The organism is Buttiauxella sp. WJP83 (genome assembly GCF_027594725.1).
GTDB lineage: Bacteria > Pseudomonadota > Gammaproteobacteria > Enterobacterales > Enterobacteriaceae > Buttiauxella > Buttiauxella selenatireducens.
On record NZ_CP110080.1, the window covers coordinates 3,252,164 to 3,271,583 of the forward strand.

Here is a 19,420-nt window from a genome sequence, read left to right on the forward strand (position 1 = left end):
AGGGATCGCTATCTACGGTTTAACGGTGACGATCAGGCTACGGTATTGTTCATCGAACTGCGGCGCATTCCACTGGCCGTCAAACGGTGTCCAGGTAATGTAGCCTTTGTTTAACCAGCCGGTATCGGTGTCGGCGGTAGTAGGCGCTAACGCATCGTCGCTCATCAACTGCTGTGCTTTCCCGTCTTCCAGAATCTTGTATGAGAGCTGTGGTTGCGGATGCTGTTCGTTGCCCACGATTTTCACCCCGTGAATTGCACTTTTTTCAATCGGGGGATAATTGATACTCAGCCCTGAACCCGCGGGCAATAGCGGTTTTCCTGGCTGCCATTTTGCGCCAAGAGAATCCACCAACGTCACCACATAATTCACCGCGTCGGGCCAATAGCGATGTGTTGAAGGCCATTTCGCTTTCATCTCTTCTTCGCTGAAGATGTAGCCGATACTGGCCGCAATAGCCGGGTAGCCATAACGCACGGCGCGCGCTGCGGCTGAAACCGTTCCGGAATTAAGCTGAGCCGCGCCGGTATTCGGCCCATCATTGACGCCGGAAATCACTAAATCAGGCGGGTTATCTTTCAGTACACCAAACAGGCCAAAATCGACGGAATCCGCCGGTGTACCAGGGAAGCAATAACGCTTTTCTGCCACTTTTTTAACATCGAATATTTTATTGGGTTTAAAGGTGATGGCGGAACCGACACCGCTTTGGTTGGTTGCGGGCGCCACCATCCAAACGTCGTAACCATGGGCTGCCAGTTTTTCCTGCAGCGAAGTGGTTCCCACCGATTCACAACCATCATCATTGACAATAAGAATGCGCATTGGGCGCTCGGCCGCATGAGCAATACCACAAATAAATGGCACCAATACGAGGGCAAGAAGATGCTTTTTCATTCGTTAATTCCTTATTATTTTGCTAATTAAAATAAATTAAACTGATATTCCACACGCAATGCGGCACCAATCCCCTTTGCACGATTAAAGGTTCGTTTATCATCGGTCAGCGACGGTGTCTTTTTACTGGTTAGCTTCCATGAATAACTGGGCCCTACACCTGAAAAGATACTGAATCCTTTAATAGCCTCAGGGGACCATAAAAAGAATCCACCATACTCCCACTCTTTCAGCGCAACACTTTCATATTCGACGCCGTAACCGTAGTTCCCATATATCCCGACCATCAATTCGGGTGAGAATTTATATTGGCTATACATATAGACCATATTTTCACCGTCATTGATGTAGTCATTTCCTTCTCCATCTGCCGGGCTATTAAATGCGCCACGACTATTTTTACCGAAATGCCAGTAAAAATTACCCAGCCCTTTATCGAGGGGCGCACGAGTTTTAGACCAACCGATGCCGGATTCCGAGCCTCCGTATTGATAACCTAGTTGTAGATAAAGATGTTCTGCATCATCGTTAAATGAGCGCGTCCCTTCCCAATCGCTTAAGCCTTTGTTGTAGTAAAAGACGCCTTTTGTCAGCAAATTGAGTTTATCGGTCACGGGCAAACGGCCGTTGGCTTCAATACCGTGGCGTAAAAGATAGTCTTTTGCTTCACCCACCACGTAGGTGATTTTTGTCCCCTTTGACGGCGACCAGCTCGCGTCCCCGGTGGCGATATAGTCAATTTGTTGACCACTTGAAAGCGTCATAAAACGCCGTTTTTCCGGCTCATCACGTTCAGAAAAACGCGTCACAATCGCGCCACGAGCGGTGAAATTATTCCACACGGCTTCGGAGCTGATACCTTCCCAGGTGCTCGGCGTGGCGCGGCTATGGGAGGAGGTGAGCGTGCCGAACTTATACATATCTTTCCAGCCCGCCCACAGGTAGAGGTGCTGGGTTTTATCACCCCAGCGTCCTTTACCGTAAATCTGCCCGAGCTTGTTAAAGCCTTCTGCATGACCGTTATTATCGCGTACCAGATCACGGCCGTAGAACGCATCGTTGGCATACAATTTTGCGACGCCGTACCAGGAGGCATCCAGACCTACGCTGTCCCAGATCCAGCCACTTTCCCAGTTCAGATGCACCGCCTGAGCCCAGGCGTTCTGGTCACCCACGCCCTGATCGGCAAGCTGATCGGTGGTGTTCAGCATCCAGACGTTTTGCAGTATGAGATCCATATGGCTGCTTTCAAGGAAACCGCCGGTCGAGAAATCCGCAGCGCTTGCCAGTGGCATATTACTGCCACCCATCGCCAGAATAAGCAGAGGTATTGATTTTTTGAGTAATTGCATAATAAACATCCTGTCATTATTTTTATTCCAGAAAGCGTTAATCCCTTTCCTTTTTAATTAATAACAGGACGGAAATATTATCCCTTTAAATTATTGTGACAAATAAAAAGCAAAAAAAAACCTAATCATCTGGCACCACAGTGGGTACCAGATGATTAGGTTTTGCCTGTTAAACAGTCACAATCCTGTTATCAACTGCTCGCCAAACTAACATTGCCGATGAGATTGTTCCAGCGGCAATGAACACCAATATTATAAAATGTGAGTCACATCTTAAAATAGCGAATTTAGGAAGTGAGCAAAAATAAAAAATTTATAAAGACTGAATGGCCCGTGCAATATCCGTTGAATTCTTCAAAGTACGGATTTCGCTAAAAAGATCCGTCGCCTCAATATATTCTTTACGCAAATAACCCAACCACTGTTTTATACGTGCGACATGATACATCCCGGTATCACCCTTCTTTTCTAGCTGGCTGTACTTTTGCAGTAATTTGATGACGTCAGCCCACGGCATCCGCGGCTCGTTGTATTTAATCACGCGGCTTAAGTTCGGCACATTCAGTGCGCCACGGCCAATCATCACCGCATCGCAGCCGGTTGCCGCCATGCAGTCTTGCGCGCTTTGCCAGTCCCAAATTTCACCGTTAGCAATCACCGGAATCGACAAGCGTTTGCGGATTTCGCCAATTGCGGCCCAGTTTATACGTTCGGCTTTGTAACCATCTTCTTTGGTACGCCCGTGTACCGTCAGTTCCGTAGCCCCCGCTTGTTGCACGGCATCGGCAATTTCAAACTGACGCGCATCGCTATCCCAACCGAGGCGGATTTTAACCGTCACCGGTAAATGCGCTGGCACCGCTTCTCGCATCGCTTTTGCGCCACGGTAAATCAAATCGGGATCTTTCAGCAGCGTCGCTCCGCCCCCGCTCCCATTGACCAGTTTGGACGGGCAACCGCAGTTGAGATCAACGCCCCAGGAGCCCAGTTCCACTGCACGAGCTGCGTTTTCAGCCAGCCATTGCGGATGCTGTCCCAGCAACTGAATACGCACCAGCGTACCTGATGTCGTGCGGCTGTCGTGATGAAGTTCCGGGCAAAGTCTGTGAAAGGATTTTACCGGTAAAAGCTGATCGACCACGCGCAGAAACTCGGTGATACACAAGTCGTAGTCATTAACCTCAGTCAGCAGTTCACGAACCAGTGAGTCGAGAACCCCTTCCATTGGCGCGAGCAGTACACGCATAGTGTTTTCCGGTAAAAAAAAGAGGCGCTATGTTAGCACCTCTTGATTGAGTCTTAAAACACCCCTCACCCCGCCCCTCTCCCTCAGGGAGAGGGAGAAAACCAGTCAGTCCCCTCTCCTTGTGGGAGAGGGTTAGGGTGAGGGCTTAACGATTAGTTAGAAGCCGCTGGCTTGCGCGGTGGACGACGACGTCCATTAGCACCCGCTGGTTTTGGCGCGCCATCACCTTGTGGACGTGATGGACGACGCGGTGCACTGCTGCGATCGGACGATGCGCCGCCATTGCCACCACGACGTTGCCCCTGGCCTTGACCGCCGCCGTTTCCACGACCGCCGCCACGCTGCTGCTGGCGACCGTTAACAATCGGTTCAGCAGGAATGGATGGATCCACTTCATAGCCTGGAAGTGCCATACGCGGAACTTCGCGCTTGAGCAGGCGTTCGATGTCGCGCAACAGTTTGTGTTCATCAACGCAAACCAAAGACAGCGCTTCACCCGTTGCCGCTGCACGACCAGTACGGCCAATACGGTGCACGTAATCTTCTGGTACATTTGGCAACTCGTAGTTCACAACGTGCGGCAGCTCTTCGATATCAAGGCCACGTGCTGCGATATCCGTTGCCACCAGCACACGAATGCCACCGTTTTTGAAATCAGCCAATGCACGCGTACGAGCGCCCTGGCTCTTGTTACCGTGAATTGCCGCCGCGGTGATACCGTCTTTGCCCAGCTGTTCTGCCAGGTGGTTAGCACCATGTTTGGTACGGGTAAACACCAGCACCTGCTGCCAGTTACCTTCGCCAATCATCTGGGACAGCAGTTCTCTTTTACGTTTCTTATCAACGAAATGAACGTGCTGAGTCACTTGCTCAGAAGCCGTGTTGCGACGCGCAACAGACACTTCTTCCGGGTTATGCAGCAGTTTTTCAGCCAGCCCTTTAATGTCGTCCGAGAAGGTCGCAGAGAACAGCAGGTTCTGGCGACGTGCTGGCAGTTTGGCCAGTACGCGACGAATATCGTGGATAAAGCCCATGTCCAGCATGCGGTCAGCTTCATCCAGCACCAGGATTTCTACCTGATCGAGTTTAACGGCGTTCTGGTGTTCCAGATCTAACAGACGGCCAGGTGTTGCCACCAGCACATCCACACCGCTACGCAGTTTCATCATCTGCGGGTTAATGCTCACGCCGCCGAAAACCACCAGCGAACGGATATCTAAATATTTGCTGTAATCACGCACGTTTTCGCCAATCTGAGCGGCAAGCTCACGGGTTGGCGTCAGGATCAGCGCGCGCACCGGGCGGCGGCCTTTGGCGTGCGGTTCTTTATTGACCAGGCGCTGTAACAGCGGCAAGGTAAAACCTGCAGTTTTACCGGTGCCGGTTTGGGCACTGGCCATCAGGTCACGACCTGCTAAGACGACCGGGATCGCCTGGCGTTGAATAGGGGTAGGCTCACGATAGCCCTGCTCTTCCACTGCACGCAGAATATCGGCGTTCAGGCCGAGAGAATCAAAAGACATAGGTACTCCAGAATCGCCCTGACCGCGAGGTGCGGTGTAGTTTCCAGGGGTTCGTATGACGCCAGTCATTCTGGCGCGAGAGAGGGGCACAAACCACGGTGCCGTAAGCCGCGCAGTGTAACAGGTTTTGTGACTTTGCGCACAAATTCTATTTTCCGACGCATTCACAAGATAAATACCACGGACTAGACAGATATGGGCATCAAGCCTACTCTTAATCAATCGATTGATTAACTTTTTTAAGAGGTCGGTATGAATGCGACACCGGCACCTGTCACGACCCGTGGTGAACAGGCAAAAAAGACACTGATTGCTGCGGCTCTCGCGCAATTTGGTGAATACGGATTGCATGCCACCACGCGCGATATCGCCGCGCTGGCCGGGCAGAACATTGCCGCTATCACCTACTATTTTGGCTCGAAAGAAGAGCTGTATATGGCCTGCGCGCAATGGATCGCCGATTTCATCACGCATAATTTTAAGCCTCACGTTGAACGCGCCGAGGCGATTCTCAGCCAACCGCAAGTCGATAAATCACAGATTCGGCAGCTGATTCATACTGCATGCAATCACATGATTATCCTGCTGACTGCCGATGAGACGCTGAATCTCAGCAAATTTATCTCCCGCGAGCAGCTCTCGCCAACGCCTGCTTATCAGCTCATTCACCAACAGGTGATTGCGCCGATGCACACACATCTCACCCGCCTCGTCGGGTGTTATACCCATCGCCACCCGGATGACACCGAAACGATTCTCCATACTCATGCGTTGCTCGGGCAGGTGCTGGCTTTCCGTCTGGGACGAGAAACCATTCTGCTTCGTGCCGGATGGACTGCCTTTGATAGTGAAAACGTTAAAAAAATCAGTGATGTGGTAGGCAGCCATATCGACTTTATTTTACAAGGGTTAGCTTGCCAACAAGGAAACAACGGCAATGAAAAGTAAGAAACCGATCATTATCGTCGCAATTGTGGTGTTGATTGCAGCAGGGATTGCCGGCTGGATGTGGTACCAAAGTCAGCAGGATAAAGGGCTGACGCTGTATGGCAACGTTGATATTCGCACCGTGAATTTAAGCTTCCGCGTCGGCGGGCGTCTTGCGGCTTTGCAGGTGGATGAAGGGGATTCGATTAAAGCCGGTGAAACCCTGGGCGAGCTGGACCAGGGCCCGTATCAAAACGCGCTGCTTCAGGCTCAGGCCAATGTCGCGGCAGCACAGGCCAAGTTTGACCTGATTATTGCTGGCTATCGCGACGAAGAAATCGCACAAGTTGCCGCCCAGGTGAATCAGGCTCAGGCGGCGTACGATTACGCGCAGAATTTCTATCAACGCCAGCAGGGTTTGTGGGCACGACGCGTGATTTCCGCCAACGACCTGGAAAATGCCCGTTCATCCAGCGAGCAGGCCAAAGCCACGCTCAAAGCGGCGCGCGATAAGTTAAGTCAATACCGCACGGGTAACCGCCCGCAGGAAATTGCCCAGGCACAAGCGGCCTTGCAACAGGCAAAAGCCCAGCTTGCCCAGGCGCAACTGGATTTACAGGACACCACGCTCATTGCCCCATCGGATGGCACGTTGCTCACCCGCGCCGTTGAGCCAGGCAGTATGCTCAATGCCGGTAGCACCGTGTTAACGCTCTCACTCACACGCCCGGTTTGGGTACGGGCCTACGTTAACGAAGTGAGTCTGAACCAGGCGAAACCCGGCACCGAGCTGTTGGTTTATACCGATGGCCGTCCTGATAAGCCATATCACGGCAAAATTGGTTTTGTCTCCCCTACCGCTGAATTCACACCGAAAACCGTCGAAACGCCAGATTTGCGCACCGATCTGGTGTATCGCCTGCGGATTATTGTCACGGATGCCGACGACGCGCTACGCCAGGGCATGCCTGTCACCGTGAAATTCAATGATGAGAAAACGCATGAGTAGCCAGGATGGCATCATCCACCTGCAAGGGTTGATGAAACAGTTTCCAGGCCAGGACAAACCGGCGGTGGCCAGTCTGAATTGTGAGATCCTCACTGGCGCCGTGACAGGCTTGGTTGGCCCGGATGGTGCAGGAAAAACCACACTGATGCGCATGCTCGCAGGTCTGTTAAAGCCTAGCGCAGGAAGCGCTACGGTCATTGGCCTGGATCCGGTGAAAGACGACCGCGCCCTGCATGCTGTTCTGGGATATATGCCGCAAAAATTTGGCCTGTATGAAGATTTAACGGTGATGGAAAACCTGAATCTGTATGCCGATTTGCGTAGCGTCACTGGGCAAGAACGAGAAGCGACGTTTAAGCGTTTGCTGGAGTTTACCGCGCTGGGCCCGTTTACCTCGCGCCTTGCGGGGAAGTTATCCGGCGGGATGAAACAAAAACTCGGCCTCGCCTGCACCCTGGTGGGCCAACCTAAAGTCCTGTTACTTGATGAACCCGGTGTTGGCGTCGACCCGATTTCGCGCCGCGAACTGTGGCAAATGGTGCATGAGCTAGCCGGTGACGGCATGTTGATTTTGTGGAGCACCTCGTATCTCGACGAAGCCGAGCAGTGCCGCGACGTTTTACTCATGAACGAAGGCGAACTGCTGTATCACGGCGCGCCGAAGGAGTTAACCCAGCAAATGGCTGGACGCTCGCTGCTGGTCAGTCATCAACAAGAAAATAACCGTAAGCTGCTGCAACGCGCGCTTAAATTGCCGCAGGTCAGCGATGGTGTGATTCAGGGGCGTTCGGTTCGCCTGATCCTGGCAAAAGAGTCGACGGTTGACGAACTCAGCCAGGCGCTCAACCTCACTCCTGAGAGTATTTCGCAAACCGAACCGCGTTTTGAAGATGCGTTTATCGATCTGCTGGGCGGCGCGGCAACTCAAGAATCTCCGCTGGGTAAGATTTTACATACGGTGGATGGCACGCAGGGCGAGACGGTTATCAAAGCGGAAGCGTTGACCAAAAAATTTGGTGATTTCGCGGCCACCGATCACGTGGATTTTACCGTCCAACGCGGTGAAATTTTCGGCCTGCTCGGGCCAAATGGTGCAGGGAAATCCACCACGTTTAAAATGATGTGCGGGCTGCTGGTGCCCACCTCCGGCAAAGCGCTGGTGCTGGATATGGATCTCAAAACCAGTTCCGGGAAAGCCCGCCAGCACCTGGGTTATATGGCGCAGAAGTTTTCGTTGTATGGCAACCTCACCGTCGCGCAAAACCTGCGTTTTTTCTCCGGCGTCTATGGTCTGCGCGGCAAAGCGCAGGAGGAGAAAATTAACCGTATGAGCGAAGCGTTTAGCCTGCAACCGATGATGAACAGTTCTACCGATGCGCTGCCACTTGGGTTTAAGCAACGCCTGGCCCTGGCGTGTTCGTTAATGCATGAGCCCGATATTTTGTTCCTTGATGAACCGACTTCAGGCGTTGACCCCATCACCCGCCGTGAATTTTGGCTGCATATCAATAGCATGGTGGAAAAAGGCGTCACCGTCATGGTGACCACGCACTTTATGGATGAAGCGGAATATTGCGACCGGATTGGGCTGGTTTATCGCGGCAAGCTGATTGCCAGTGGCACGCCGGATGACCTTAAAGAGCAAGCCGCTGACGACGAGCAAACTGACCCGACAATGGAGCAGGCATTTATTACGCTTATCCATCAATGGGATAAGGAGCACGAAGATGAGCGAGCATAATCAGGCCGTTTCCTGGCGACGGGTTCGCGCTCTGTGTGTGAAAGAGACGCGTCAGATTGTGCGTGACCCCAGCAGTTGGTTGATTGCCGTGGTGATCCCGCTGTTACTGCTGTTTATATTTGGTTATGGCATCAACCTCGATTCCAGCCGCCTGCGCGTCGGGGTTTTGCTCGAGCAACAAAGCGAGGAAGCGCTGGATTTCACCCACACGATCACGGCATCCCCCTACATCGAGCCCACAGTCAGTGATGATCGCCAACTTTTAATTCAGCTCATGCAAGCGGGGAAGATTCGCGGCCTGGTGGTGATCCCGACTGATTTTGCACAAAACATGGCGCGTCCGGGTGCGACGGCGCCCGTTCAGGTGATTACCGATGGCAGCGAACCGAATACCGCAAACTTCGTGCAGGGTTACATGGAGGGGATCTGGCAAATCTGGCAGCAACAGCGGGCAGAGGACCGGGGTGAAAAATTTGAACCGCTGATCGACGTGCAGTTGCGCTACTGGTTTAACCCTGCGGCTATCAGCCAGCATTTTATTATCCCCGGCGCTGTGACCATCATCATGACGGTGATCGGCGCGATCCTGACCTCATTGGTGGTGGCGCGGGAATGGGAGCGCGGCACCATGGAGGCACTGCTTTCCACACAGGTGACGCGCACCGAACTGCTACTGTGCAAATTGCTGCCCTATTACGTGCTGGGCATGCTGGCGATGTTGCTGTGTATGCTGGTGTCGGTGTTTATTCTCGGCGTGCCGTACCGCGGTTCACTGCTGATTTTATTCTTCATCACCAGTCTGTTCTTACTCAGCACACTCGGTATGGGTTTATTAATTTCCACGATTACACGCAACCAGTTTAATGCCGCGCAGGTGGCGCTCAATGCCGCATTCTTGCCGTCGATTATGCTGTCCGGTTTTATCTTCCAGATAGACAGTATGCCGGCAATTATCCGCGCGGTGACCTACGTTATCCCGGCGCGTTATTTCGTCAGCACGCTACAAAGCCTGTTTCTGGCGGGGAATATTACGACCGTGCTGGTCATCAACACCCTGTTTTTAATTGCCTCGGCGGTGATGTTTATCGGCCTGACGGCTTTGAAAACCAAACGCCGTCTTGATTAAGGAAGGCTATGTTTTATCGACTCTGGACGCTGATCCGCAAAGAACTGCAATCCCTGTTGCGTGAGCCGCAAACCCGCGCAATTTTAATTTTGCCCGTGGTGTTGCAGGTGGTGTTGTTTCCGTTTGCAGCAACGCTTGAAGTAACGAACGCGACCATCGCCATTTATAACGAAGATAACGGCAGCCATTCCGTAGAACTCACCCAGCGTTTTGCCCGCGCCAAAGCCTTTAGCCATGTGTTGTTGCTGAAAAGCCCACAGGAAATCCAGCCAACAATCGACAACCAGAAAGCACTGTTATTGATTCGCTTCCCGGCGGAGTTTTCTCGCGACATTGCCAGCCAACAGCAGGCTAAGCTGCAAATCATTCTGGATGGGCGAAACTCAAACAGCGCGCAAATTGCCGCAAATTACCTGCAACAGATTGTGAAAAATTACCAACAGGAATTGATGTCTGGCCAACCCAAGCCGAACAATAGCGAGCTGGTGGTGCGTAACTGGTATAACCCGAATCTGGATTACAAATGGTTTGTGGTGCCGTCGCTGATTGCGATGATAACGACGATTGGCGTGATGATTGTCACCTCCCTTTCCGTCGCCCGTGAACGCGAGCAAGGGACGCTCGATCAGCTGCTGGTGTCTCCACTGGCGACCTGGCAAATTTTTGTTGGTAAAGCCGTCCCCGCACAAATCGTGGCCATTGGCCAGGCAACCATTGTGCTGGGGGTCGGGATCTGGGGCTATCACATTCCGTTTTCCGGCTCGCTATTGCTGTTTTACTTCACGATGCTGATTTACGGTTTGTCGTTGGTAGGCTTTGGTTTATTGATTTCGGCGCTCTGCTCAACGCAGCAGCAAGCATTTATCGGGGTGTTTGTCTTTATGATGCCAGCCATTTTGCTCTCGGGTTATGTATCGCCCGTCGAGAACATGCCGGTATGGCTGCAAAACCTGACGTGGGCGAACCCGATTCGGCATTTCACCGATATTACTAAGCAGATTTATTTGAAGAACGCGAGTTTTGATATTGTCTGGGGAAGTGTGTGGCCGCTATTGGTGATAGCAGCCACCACAGGTTCAGCGGCGTATTGGATGTTTCGGCGCAAAATCGCCTGATGCCCGTCACACTTCAAGTTGCATGTGCGTTGGTTTTCCTCGCTCACCCCAGTCACTTACTCAAGTAAGCTCCTGGGGACTCACTGCGTCACCGCCTTCCTGCAACTCGAATTGTTTTGGGCATATCTTTGGCGAGTAGAGAATAGATAATCGGGCCTGCAATCATTGCAAGCCCAGCGCCTGCAATAAGGAATTTATTTTCGACGACGCGTGACAACAGCCACAACGCAATCATCGCTGAACCGAAATACCAGGTGGTCGTCAGCTCTTCAAGAAAATCGCCAATATCACGTAAGCGCCCTGTGCGAACACCTTGCAGGGCGAACATCAGAATAACTGTCGCGATATACAACAAACATAATCCAATGCCGACCGGTATGAGGGTGGCTGTTTTCCAGCCAACGAGCAGCGCACAAAGCACAGAAAGATGCAGCATAATTTGCCAGCAGCTCAGTCCTGTTTTCACTTGTACGCGTTGTTGCCATTTCATTATTTCTCTCCTGGCCTCTATTTCCTATCCTTCAGAGTACCGCAGTATGCGGAAAATTCCGTAACCCGACACCTATTTGTGACAGAGACTACACTTTATTTTCATCGGGATGTTAACAATGCCGGGAGAAGCATGGGTAATAAGACTCAGCACTTTTCTTTTAAAGTGCTCACAATTAACACACACAAAGGCTTCACCGCACTCAACAGGCGTTTCATTTTGCCTGAGCTACGCGATGCGGTTCGCGCCGTTTCCGCCGATATTGTCTGCTTGCAGGAAGTGATGGGTGCCCACGAAGCACACTCCCTGCGGGTAGAGAACTGGCCGAAAAACAGCCATTACGAATTCCTCGCAGATAGCATGTGGAGCGAATTTGCCTATGGCCGCAATGCGGTTTACCCCGAAGGCCATCACGGTAATGCGGTGTTGTCGCGTTTCCCCATCAGCCATTTCGTCAACCGCGATATCTCAGTCGAAGGTCATGAAAAGCGCGGCATGCTGCACTGCCAGATAAACCTTCCCGGCGCGAATATTCGTGCGCATGTCATTTGTGTGCATCTCGGTTTACGTGACGCACACCGCCAGTCGCAACTCAACATGCTTTGCCAACTGGTGAATGAACTCCCGGAAGGAGAGCCCGTGGTGGTGGCCGGTGATTTCAACGACTGGCAACAACGCGCAACCCACCAGCTCAAGCAAACCGGGTTAGATGAAGTCTTTACCCGCGCACAGGGTCGCCCGGCACGTACCTTCCCGGCCCGTTTCCCCGTGCTTCGGCTGGACAGAATTTACGTTAAAAATGCCTCTGCCAGCGCCCCGACAGCCCTCCCGTTACAGCATTGGCGGCATCTTTCCGACCATGCGCCATTAGCCGTGGAGATTCATATATGAAAAATAACTGGCGCGATGGCAACCGTATTTCGTTACTCGAAAACGGCGATCAGTTTTTCCCTGAGGTGTTTGACGCCATCAGCAATGCCCGTAGCAAAGTGATTCTTGAGACATTTATCTGGTTTGAAGATGATGTGGGTCGCAAGCTTCATGACGTGATTTTGCATGCGGCAAACCGGGGTGTGAGCGTGGAAGTGTTGCTCGATGGCTATGGCTCACCCGATTTAAGTGACGAATTTGTCAACCAACTGACCACCGCGGGCGTGATGTTCCGCTACTACGACCCTCGCCCTCTTCTCTTTGGCATGCGCACCAACCTGTTCCGTCGTATGCACCGCAAAATCGTGGTGGTCGATGGCAGCGTTGCCTTTGTTGGCGGCATTAACTACTCCGCAGAACAAATGAGTGATTACGGCCCAGAAGCCAAGCAGGATTATTCGGTAAAAGTCGAAGGCCCTGTGGTAGAGGATATTTATCAGTACGTTATTTCCAACCTGCCTGGACACGACGTTAAGCGCCGCTGGTGGCGGCGTCATCGCAATCCTGCCCAGGAAAACCTCACGCCAGGTGAAGCACAAGCCTTGTTCGTCTGGCGCGACAACAACCAGCATCGCGATGATATCGAACGCTATTACCTGAAAATGCTCAGTAAAGCGAAGCGTGAAGTGATTATCGCCAACGCCTATTTTTTCCCTGGATACCGTCTGCTGCATGCTATGCGCAAGGCTTCACGCCGAGGCGTTTTAGTACAACTGATTGTGCAGGGCGAACCGGATATGCCGATTGTCAAAGTAGGCGCACGCCTGCTGTACAACTATCTGGTGCGTTCGGGCGTGAAGATTTATGAATATCAGCGGCGTCCGCTGCACGGCAAAGTAGCGCTGATGGACGACCACTGGGCGACGGTCGGTTCCAGCAATCTTGATCCATTGAGTTTGTCCCTCAATCTGGAAGCCAACCTGATTATTTATGATCGAAATTTCAATGAGGCGCTCAGTCAAAATCTCAACGGCCTGATTGCACAGGACTGCAAACCGGTTGATGAGTCGATGATCCCCAAACGTACATGGTGGAATTTGGGTAAAAGCGTGCTGGCGTTCCACTTTTTGCGCCACTTCCCGGCAATGGTTGGCTGGCTTCCTGCACATACGGCAAAACTTGCGCAAGTGATGCCGCCCGCACAGCCACAACTCGAAACCCAGGACCAGGTTGAGACGGATAATCCCGGAGTGAAATATTAATGTCGCACTCGCATTCGAAATGGCGCAAAGCGAAAAAGATCCTCACCTGGCTGTTTTTCATCGCCGTCATTGTCTTGCTGGTGGTGTATGCAGCGAAAGTCGACTGGCAGGAGGTTTGGCAGGTTATTCGCAACTACAACCGTACGGCGCTGTTTAGCGCGGTCGGTCTGGTTATTCTGAGTTACCTGATTTATGGCTGCTACGATCTGTTAGCTCGCGCGTACTGCGGGCATAAATTAGCAAAACGGCAAGTCATGCTGGTGTCATTTATCTGTTATGCCTTCAACCTGACGCTCAGTACCTGGGTGGGTGGTATTGGAATGCGCTACCGGCTTTATTCGCGCCTCGGTCTGCCCAGCGCGACCATTACTCGCATCTTTTCGTTAAGTATTTCAACTAACTGGCTGGGTTACATTCTGCTGGCGGGCGTGATTTTTACCGTTGGTGTAGTGCAATTACCGGCTCACTGGTACATCGATGAGACAACGCTGCGGATTTTAGGTGGCGTACTGCTGGCGTTTATTGCGGTTTACTTGTGGTTTTGTGCCTTTGCGAAGCATCGTCACATGACGATAAAAGGCCAGCGTCTGGTGCTGCCGTCGTTTAAATTTGCTCTGTTGCAGATGGCGATTTCCAGCGCCAACTGGATGGTGATGGGCGCGATTATCTGGCTGTTACTGGGCCAGGAAATTCATTATTTCTTTGTTTTAGGCGTGCTTTTGGTGAGCAGTATTGCCGGAGTGATTGTGCATATCCCTGCCGGGATTGGCGTGCTGGAGGCGGTATTTATCGCTTTACTGGCAGGCGAGCATATCAAGAATGGCACTATTATTGCGGCACTTCTGGCTTACCGCCTGCTCTACTATATTGCTCCGCTGCTGCTGGCGTTGGTTTGTTATTTATGGCTTGAGAGTCGGGCGAAGAAGATGCGGGTGAAAAATGAAGAAAGATTCGGATAAAACAACCCTCACCCCAGCCCTCTCCCTGAGGGAGAGGGGGTTGTTCAGTTTTCCCATTATCCTGAGAGATAGGGGCAGTTCAGCATTCCCCTTCTCTTGGGGGAGAAGGCCGGGATGAGGGCGACAAAAACTAACGGCGGTTGCCGAAAATACGCAGCAGCATCAAGAACAGGTTGATGAAGTCGAGATACAGCGTCAGCGCACCAAGAATGGAATATTTGCGCATGGTTTGCGTATCCCGGGTATCAATTTGCTCGCCAATATTTTTCAGCTTCTGCGTGTCATAGGCCGTCAGACCGACAAATACGATTACGCCGATATACGTCACCGCCCACATCAGCGCCGTGCTTTTGAGCCACATGTTCACCAGTGAAGCCAACACAATACCAATCAGCGCCATAAACAGCATGTTGCCAAAGCCGCTCAGGTCTCGCTTAGTGGTGTAGCCATACAGACTCATGGCACCAAACATCCCGCCTGCAACCACAAACGTACTGGCGATGGACGAATACGTATAGACGATAAAAATACTGGAAAGGGTCAGCCCCGTTAATGCCGAATAGAGCATAAACAAGCTGGTTGCCATACCCGCGCTGAGTTTATGCACCATGCCAGAGAGCACAAACACCAACCCCAACTGCACGATGATCAACCCGAAGAAAGTGATTTTGCTGGAAAAGACGAATTCCATCACAGCTGGCGTATTCGCAGCAAACCAGGCGACAAATGCCGTCAGTAACAGGCCGCAGGTCATCCAACCATAAACTTGTGCCATATATGCCTGCAAACCCGTGCGCGCTTGCTGGACAATAGTGTCATTGGAACGTGGGAATCGATCCATGATGCTTCCTCTTTGTATTACGTTAACCTGATTTCAGGCTTTACAGCCTACCATGTTTAAGATTAACACAACTCCAACAGGGTGCCTGTTACCAGCGTTTCGCCGCCTGTTTGTCGGTATCGCGCGCTTCGACCCAACGATCGCCGTCAGTGGTGGCTTCGCGCTTCCAGAATGGGGCTTTGGTTTTCAGATAATCCATAATGAATTGTGCGGATTCAAACGCAGAACTGCGATGCACGCCCGTCACCCCCACAAACACAATTTCATCTCCTGGCCACAATTCGCCAATACGGTGAATGACGCTGACACGTTGCAACGGCCAGCGTTTGCGGGCTTCCTCGACAATTTCTGCCAGCGCTTTTTCTGTCATTCCTGGATAGTGCTCAAGTGTTAATGCACTGACGCTATCGCCAAGATTGTGATTACGCACTTTGCCGGTAAACGTCACAACGGCACCGTCTTCATCGCATTGCGCGAGCCACTGGTACTCATCGCCGACATTAAAGTTTTCATGGCTGACGCGAATTCGGGTGTTTTCCATTTTAGCCTCCGGTGACCGGCGGGAAGAATGCGATTTCATCGCCGTCTTTTAACGGATGGTCGAAACTCACCAACGTCTGATTGACCGCCGCCAGCAGTTTGCCGGACTCCAGTGCCAACGCCCAACGATCACTTTTGGCCGCAAGAGCCTGGCGCAGTTGTTCGACATCACTGAACGTGGCGTCAAGTTGCAGGCGGTCGCAATCAACGAGTTCGCGCACCTGAGCAAAAAACAGGATATCAATCATCGCTTTCCACCTTAAAGTCCCCTGATTTTCCGCCGCTTTTGGCAAGCAAGCGCACCGGGCCTATCACCATATCTTTCTGCACCGCTTTGCACATGTCGTAGATGGTTAACGCCGCCACCGACGCGGCGGTTAGCGCTTCCATCTCAACGCCGGTTTTACCGGTCAGTCGGCAGACAGATTCGATGCGTACGCGATTATGTTCAGGCTCAGCGGCCAAATTCACTTCGACTTTGCTGAGCATCAGCGGGTGGCAAAGTGGAATCAAATCCCAGGTGCGCTTCGCTGCCTGAATCCCGGCGATTCGCGCCGTGGCAAACACATCACCTTTATGATGACTGCCTTCAATAATCATCGCCAACGTTTCGGCTTGCATGGTGATAAACGCTTCGGCACGCGCTTCACGCACGGTTTCAGCTTTGGCGGAGACATCGACCATGTGCGCTTCGCCAGCGGCATTAATATGAGTCAGTTGCGACATAGTTTATTTCTTGAGATGTGGATGGAAATTACAAGGGCGCACGCGGGCATCCAGTTGTGGCTGGATGATATTTTCCCATGCGGTATGACATGCCTTGGTGGAGCCCGGCATGGCGAAAATCAGGGTGCGATTGGCCACACCGGCCAGTGCCCGAGATTGCAGCGTCGATGTACCGATTTCTTCAAAAGAGAGCATGCGGAAGATTTCGCCAAAGCCTTCTATTTCGCGGTCAAACAGTGGTAACAGCGCTTCAGGAGCCTGGTCACCATCGGTAAAACCGGTCCCTCCGTTGATGAGCACCACCTGCACTTCGTCATCAGCAATCCATTGGGAAACTTGCGCGCGAATGGCGTAGCGGTTTTCTTTCACAATCGCTTTGGCGACTACTTTATGACCCGCGTCAGTAGCGGCTTCACGTAAATAGTGACCTGACGTATCGTCGTCTTCACCGCGGCGGCTTGAAACAGTCAGAATGGCGATATGCACCGGAATAAATTCACTGCTCACCTGGCTCATTGGTATTTTCCTTTTTATCTGGTTTTACCCGTTTAATTGGTTCAACCCGCCACTTTACCCACCAATATAGGACAGGTTCTGGGTGATGCCGGTTTCACCGTCATGCAGGAAATGGGTCTGTTTTTTGTGCGTCAATGCTTCGGCAATGCGCGCTTCAAGCTCGTCGATTTGCCCGTCATCTGCCAGCAAATCTCGCAATGAAATACCGTGTTCGCCAAACAAACACAGATGCAGATTACCGACTGATGAAACACGCAGGCGATTACAACTGGCACAAAAGTCTTTCTCATACGGCATGATAAGACCGATCTCGCCCTGATAATCCGGATGGCAAAATACTTGTGCAGGGCCATCGCTGCGGCTGCGAAGCTGATGAACCCAACCACGAGCCAGCAACTGGTCGCGGATGGTTTTTCCTGAAACATGGTGTTTGCGGAACAATTCGCCGCCGTCGCCGGTTTCCATCAGCTCGATGAAACGCAACTGGATAGGACGTGGTTTTATCCACGCAAGGAAGGTATCGAGTTCGTGGTGATTCACCCCACGCATCAGCACAGTATTCACTTTTACGCGCTCAAATCCGGCGGTGAATGCAGCGTCAATGCCGTCCATCACCTGGCGGAATTTATCTTGCCCGGTAATGGCGTGGAACTGGCGAGCATCGAGGCTATCAACGCTGACATTGACCGCGGTAAGACCCGCATCACGCCATTGCTGGATATCACGCGCAAGGCGATAGCCGTTGGTTGTCATGGCAATCTGGCGGATCCCAGGATTTTCACGCACGGCAGCGATGATGTCGGTGAAATCTTTACGTAAAGAGGGTTCGCCTCCCGTCAGGCGTACTTTTTCAGTACCGAGAGCGGCAAATGCTCGCGTGACGCGGCGAATTTCATCGACGTTGAGGAAACTTTTATTTGCCACACCGTGAGGCTTGTAGCCATCCGGCAGACAATAGTTGCAACGAAAATTGCAAACGTCGGTAATAGACAGACGCAGATAAAAAAACTTACGAGCGTAAGCGTCGGTAAGTTGGGTAGCCATGTACACCTTCCAAATACGGGAGATGCAGGCATTTCTTTCTGCACCCTGGTGACTCAAGGTCACGGCCAAAGCACCGTATCTTTCGACTTAGGTCCAGAGGCTTAGTGTGTGTTAGAGCGATAGTAGCGCGTGATGACATTATTCGCCATAGCCGCCTTCGCTGTATAATTATATATATAACGAACTAATTGCTCAATTTCGCAACAGACTACGCGAAAAGTGAACTTTTGCATTGATATACATCATTATCGTTTGAGCCTGAATCGTATTTTCAGATCTTTTACGCTACCTTATTTCGATAGTTCGTCATTAGGAATAGTTATGCGCAATCGTACGTTTGCTGATTTGGACCGAGTGGTTGCTCTCGGCGGTGGACACGGTCTGGGCAGGGTTATGTCATCCCTCTCCTCTTTGGGTTCACGTTTAACTGGCATTGTGACCACCACGGATAATGGCGGTTCTACAGGGCGAATTCGTCGTTCTGAAGGCGGCATTGCCTGGGGTGATATGCGCAACTGTTTAAATCAGTTAATTACTGAACAGAGCGTGGCTTCAGCGATGTTTGAGTACCGTTTTGGCGGTAATGGCGAACTTTCAGGGCATAACCTTGGAAATCTGATGTTAAAGGCGCTAGACCATCTGAGCGTGCGACCTTTGGAAGCCATAAATCTCATTCGTAACTTGCTGAAGGTGGATGCGTTTCTGATCCCGATGTCAGAACAACCGGTAGATTTAATGGCGACGGACGCAGACGGTCATTTTATTTATGGTGAGGTGAATATTGATCAGCTTTCTTCACCCCCGCAGGAATTATCGCTATACCCGAAAGCCCAGGCAACACGCGAAGCAGTACAGGCGATTGCCGAAGCAGATTTGATTCTGATTGGTCCAGGCAGTTTCTATACCAGTTTGATGCCATTACTGTTGCTGGAAGATATGGATCAGGCGTTGCGCCGTACCCCTGCCCCAGTGGTGTTTATCGGTAATCTTGGAAAAGAGTTAAGCACCGCCGCTGCAAGCCTGTCGCTTGGGCAAACGCTGGATATCATGGAGCAGCGTGTCGGTAAGCGCATCATTGATGCCGTGGTGGTTGGCCCGCAGGTGGATGTTTCCGAAATCACCGATCGTGTCGTGATTCAGGAACCTCTGGAAGCTTGCGATATTCGTTATCGCCACGACCGGCACTTGCTGCGCCAGGCGCTGGAAAAAGCCATTCAGCAGCTTGGTTAAACCATT

20 protein-coding genes and 1 riboswitch are annotated in these 19,420 nt (G+C 51.8%); of the genes, 9 read left to right on the top strand and 11 right to left on the bottom strand.

What is annotated here, in order from left to right; translation table 11 throughout:
- Positions 1–12: 12 nt before the first annotated feature.
- The 4 genes from surE to rhlE all read right to left on the bottom strand — a co-directional run bounded on the left by surE (position 13) and on the right by rhlE (position 5,018).
- Positions 13–897 carry a 5'/3'-nucleotidase SurE gene (gene surE, locus OH773_RS15100; protein WP_270139599.1) on the bottom strand — a complete coding sequence of 295 codons (885 nt, stop codon included), beginning with the start codon at positions 895–897 and terminating at the stop codon, positions 13–15.
- 26 nt (positions 898–923) lie between these two features.
- On the bottom strand, positions 924–2,249 hold the full coding sequence (locus tag OH773_RS15105; RefSeq protein WP_270139602.1) for an OprD family outer membrane porin: 1,326 nt from the start codon (positions 2,247–2,249) through the stop codon (positions 924–926).
- 313 nt (positions 2,250–2,562) lie between these two features.
- On the bottom strand, positions 2,563–3,495 hold the full coding sequence (dusC, locus tag OH773_RS15110; RefSeq protein WP_270139604.1) for a tRNA dihydrouridine(16) synthase DusC: 933 nt from the start codon (positions 3,493–3,495) through the stop codon (positions 2,563–2,565).
- A 152-nt stretch (positions 3,496–3,647) separates the two neighbouring features.
- The gene (gene rhlE / locus OH773_RS15115; RefSeq protein WP_270139606.1) at positions 3,648–5,018 is read right to left on the bottom strand and encodes an ATP-dependent RNA helicase RhlE; all 1,371 of its coding nucleotides are present in this window, start codon (positions 5,016–5,018) and stop codon (positions 3,648–3,650) included.
- Positions 5,019–5,270: 252 nt separating this feature from the next.
- Between rhlE and cecR the strand changes: the two genes are divergently transcribed.
- The 5 genes from cecR to OH773_RS15140 are packed head-to-tail and all read left to right on the top strand — an operon-like array spanning position 5,271 to position 10,936.
- Positions 5,271–5,966 carry a transcriptional regulator CecR gene (cecR, locus tag OH773_RS15120; RefSeq protein WP_270139608.1) on the top strand — a complete coding sequence of 232 codons (696 nt, stop codon included), beginning with the start codon at positions 5,271–5,273 and terminating at the stop codon, positions 5,964–5,966.
- Complete coding sequence (gene hlyD / locus OH773_RS15125; protein ID WP_270139610.1) at positions 5,956–6,954, top strand: secretion protein HlyD; 999 nt, start codon at positions 5,956–5,958, stop codon at positions 6,952–6,954. The genes cecR and hlyD overlap by 11 nt, the downstream gene beginning before the upstream one ends.
- Positions 6,947–8,695, top strand: a complete 1,749-nt coding sequence (locus OH773_RS15130) for an ATP-binding cassette domain-containing protein (RefSeq protein ID WP_270139612.1) — start codon at positions 6,947–6,949, stop codon at positions 8,693–8,695. Before hlyD ends, OH773_RS15130 begins: the two co-directional genes overlap by 8 nt.
- Entirely contained in the window at positions 8,682–9,821 is a 1,140-nt protein-coding gene (locus OH773_RS15135) for an ABC transporter permease (RefSeq protein WP_270139614.1), read from the top strand. Before OH773_RS15130 ends, OH773_RS15135 begins: the two co-directional genes overlap by 14 nt.
- Positions 9,822–9,829: 8 nt before the next feature.
- Positions 9,830–10,936, top strand: a complete 1,107-nt coding sequence (locus OH773_RS15140; RefSeq protein WP_270139616.1) for an ABC transporter permease — start codon at positions 9,830–9,832, stop codon at positions 10,934–10,936.
- Positions 10,937–11,024: 88 nt separating this feature from the next.
- Here OH773_RS15140 and OH773_RS15145 read toward each other — a convergent pair whose 3' ends face one another.
- Entirely contained in the window at positions 11,025–11,426 is a 402-nt protein-coding gene (locus OH773_RS15145; RefSeq protein ID WP_270139618.1) for a YbhQ family protein, read from the bottom strand.
- Between the two features lie 132 nt (positions 11,427–11,558).
- Here OH773_RS15145 and OH773_RS15150 point away from each other — a divergent pair, with 132 nt between their 5' ends.
- From OH773_RS15150 to OH773_RS15160, 3 genes are read left to right on the top strand one after another with little or no spacing between them, the layout of a single operon-like run.
- Positions 11,559–12,317: an endonuclease/exonuclease/phosphatase family protein gene (locus tag OH773_RS15150; RefSeq protein ID WP_270139620.1), complete on the top strand. Its 759-nt coding sequence runs from the start codon at positions 11,559–11,561 to the stop codon at positions 12,315–12,317.
- Positions 12,314–13,558, top strand: coding sequence for a cardiolipin synthase ClsB (gene clsB / locus OH773_RS15155; protein ID WP_270139622.1), 1,245 nt, complete (start codon positions 12,314–12,316; stop codon positions 13,556–13,558). The genes OH773_RS15150 and clsB overlap by 4 nt, the downstream gene beginning before the upstream one ends.
- Positions 13,558–14,517: a lysylphosphatidylglycerol synthase domain-containing protein gene (locus OH773_RS15160; protein ID WP_270139624.1), complete on the top strand. Its 960-nt coding sequence runs from the start codon at positions 13,558–13,560 to the stop codon at positions 14,515–14,517. Before clsB ends, OH773_RS15160 begins: the two co-directional genes overlap by 1 nt.
- A 130-nt stretch (positions 14,518–14,647) precedes the next feature.
- On the opposite strand, the gene OH773_RS15165 is transcribed toward OH773_RS15160, so the two are convergent.
- From OH773_RS15165 to moaA, 6 genes are all read right to left on the bottom strand, one after another.
- Positions 14,648–15,358, bottom strand: a complete 711-nt coding sequence (locus tag OH773_RS15165) for a Bax inhibitor-1/YccA family protein (protein ID WP_270139626.1) — start codon at positions 15,356–15,358, stop codon at positions 14,648–14,650.
- A gap of 88 nt (positions 15,359–15,446) precedes the next feature.
- Complete coding sequence (moaE, locus tag OH773_RS15170) at positions 15,447–15,899, bottom strand: molybdopterin synthase catalytic subunit MoaE (RefSeq protein ID WP_270139628.1); 453 nt, start codon at positions 15,897–15,899, stop codon at positions 15,447–15,449.
- A gap of 1 nt (position 15,900) precedes the next feature.
- Entirely contained in the window at positions 15,901–16,146 is a 246-nt protein-coding gene (gene moaD, locus OH773_RS15175) for a molybdopterin synthase sulfur carrier subunit (RefSeq protein WP_270139630.1), read from the bottom strand.
- Entirely contained in the window at positions 16,139–16,624 is a 486-nt protein-coding gene (moaC, locus tag OH773_RS15180) for a cyclic pyranopterin monophosphate synthase MoaC (RefSeq protein WP_270139632.1), read from the bottom strand. The genes moaD and moaC overlap by 8 nt, the downstream gene beginning before the upstream one ends.
- Before the next feature lie 3 nt (positions 16,625–16,627).
- Positions 16,628–17,140: a molybdenum cofactor biosynthesis protein B gene (moaB, locus tag OH773_RS15185; protein ID WP_183271037.1), complete on the bottom strand. Its 513-nt coding sequence runs from the start codon at positions 17,138–17,140 to the stop codon at positions 16,628–16,630.
- Between the two features lie 54 nt (positions 17,141–17,194).
- Positions 17,195–18,184 (bottom strand): GTP 3',8-cyclase MoaA, encoded by a 990-nt coding sequence (gene moaA, locus OH773_RS15190; protein ID WP_270139635.1) that lies wholly within the window; start codon positions 18,182–18,184, stop codon positions 17,195–17,197.
- Positions 18,172–18,300: riboswitch (molybdenum cofactor riboswitch) on the bottom strand. It overlaps the preceding gene by 13 nt.
- Before the next feature lie 205 nt (positions 18,301–18,505).
- Between moaA and yvcK the strand changes: the two genes are divergently transcribed.
- Positions 18,506–19,414 (top strand): uridine diphosphate-N-acetylglucosamine-binding protein YvcK, encoded by a 909-nt coding sequence (gene yvcK / locus OH773_RS15195; protein ID WP_270139637.1) that lies wholly within the window; start codon positions 18,506–18,508, stop codon positions 19,412–19,414.
- The last annotated feature ends 6 nt before the right edge of the window (positions 19,415–19,420 follow it).

Coding starts and splice junctions, on each gene's coding strand:
- OH773_RS15145 (WP_270139618.1), bottom strand. CDS start 11,426: ATGAAATGGCAACAACGCGTACAAGTGAAAACAGGACTGAGCTGCTGG.
- OH773_RS15135 (WP_270139614.1), top strand. CDS start 8,682: ATGAGCGAGCATAATCAGGCCGTTTCCTGGCGACGGGTTCGCGCTCTG.
- moaB (WP_183271037.1), bottom strand. CDS start 17,140: ATGAGCCAGGTGAGCAGTGAATTTATTCCGGTGCATATCGCCATTCTG.
- surE (WP_270139599.1), bottom strand. CDS start 897: ATGAAAAAGCATCTTCTTGCCCTCGTATTGGTGCCATTTATTTGTGGT.
- cecR (WP_270139608.1), top strand. CDS start 5,271: ATGAATGCGACACCGGCACCTGTCACGACCCGTGGTGAACAGGCAAAA.
- hlyD (WP_270139610.1), top strand. CDS start 5,956: ATGAAAAGTAAGAAACCGATCATTATCGTCGCAATTGTGGTGTTGATT.
- OH773_RS15105 (WP_270139602.1), bottom strand. CDS start 2,249: ATGCAATTACTCAAAAAATCAATACCTCTGCTTATTCTGGCGATGGGT.
- OH773_RS15165 (WP_270139626.1), bottom strand. CDS start 15,358: ATGGATCGATTCCCACGTTCCAATGACACTATTGTCCAGCAAGCGCGC.
- dusC (WP_270139604.1), bottom strand. CDS start 3,495: ATGCGTGTACTGCTCGCGCCAATGGAAGGGGTTCTCGACTCACTGGTT.
- OH773_RS15130 (WP_270139612.1), top strand. CDS start 6,947: ATGAGTAGCCAGGATGGCATCATCCACCTGCAAGGGTTGATGAAACAG.
- yvcK (WP_270139637.1), top strand. CDS start 18,506: ATGCGCAATCGTACGTTTGCTGATTTGGACCGAGTGGTTGCTCTCGGC.
- OH773_RS15160 (WP_270139624.1), top strand. CDS start 13,558: ATGTCGCACTCGCATTCGAAATGGCGCAAAGCGAAAAAGATCCTCACC.
- rhlE (WP_270139606.1), bottom strand. CDS start 5,018: ATGTCTTTTGATTCTCTCGGCCTGAACGCCGATATTCTGCGTGCAGTG.
- OH773_RS15140 (WP_270139616.1), top strand. CDS start 9,830: ATGTTTTATCGACTCTGGACGCTGATCCGCAAAGAACTGCAATCCCTG.
- moaA (WP_270139635.1), bottom strand. CDS start 18,184: ATGGCTACCCAACTTACCGACGCTTACGCTCGTAAGTTTTTTTATCTG.
- moaE (WP_270139628.1), bottom strand. CDS start 15,899: ATGGAAAACACCCGAATTCGCGTCAGCCATGAAAACTTTAATGTCGGC.
- moaC (WP_270139632.1), bottom strand. CDS start 16,624: ATGTCGCAACTGACTCATATTAATGCCGCTGGCGAAGCGCACATGGTC.
- OH773_RS15150 (WP_270139620.1), top strand. CDS start 11,559: ATGGGTAATAAGACTCAGCACTTTTCTTTTAAAGTGCTCACAATTAAC.
- moaD (WP_270139630.1), bottom strand. CDS start 16,146: ATGATTGATATCCTGTTTTTTGCTCAGGTGCGCGAACTCGTTGATTGC.
- clsB (WP_270139622.1), top strand. CDS start 12,314: ATGAAAAATAACTGGCGCGATGGCAACCGTATTTCGTTACTCGAAAAC.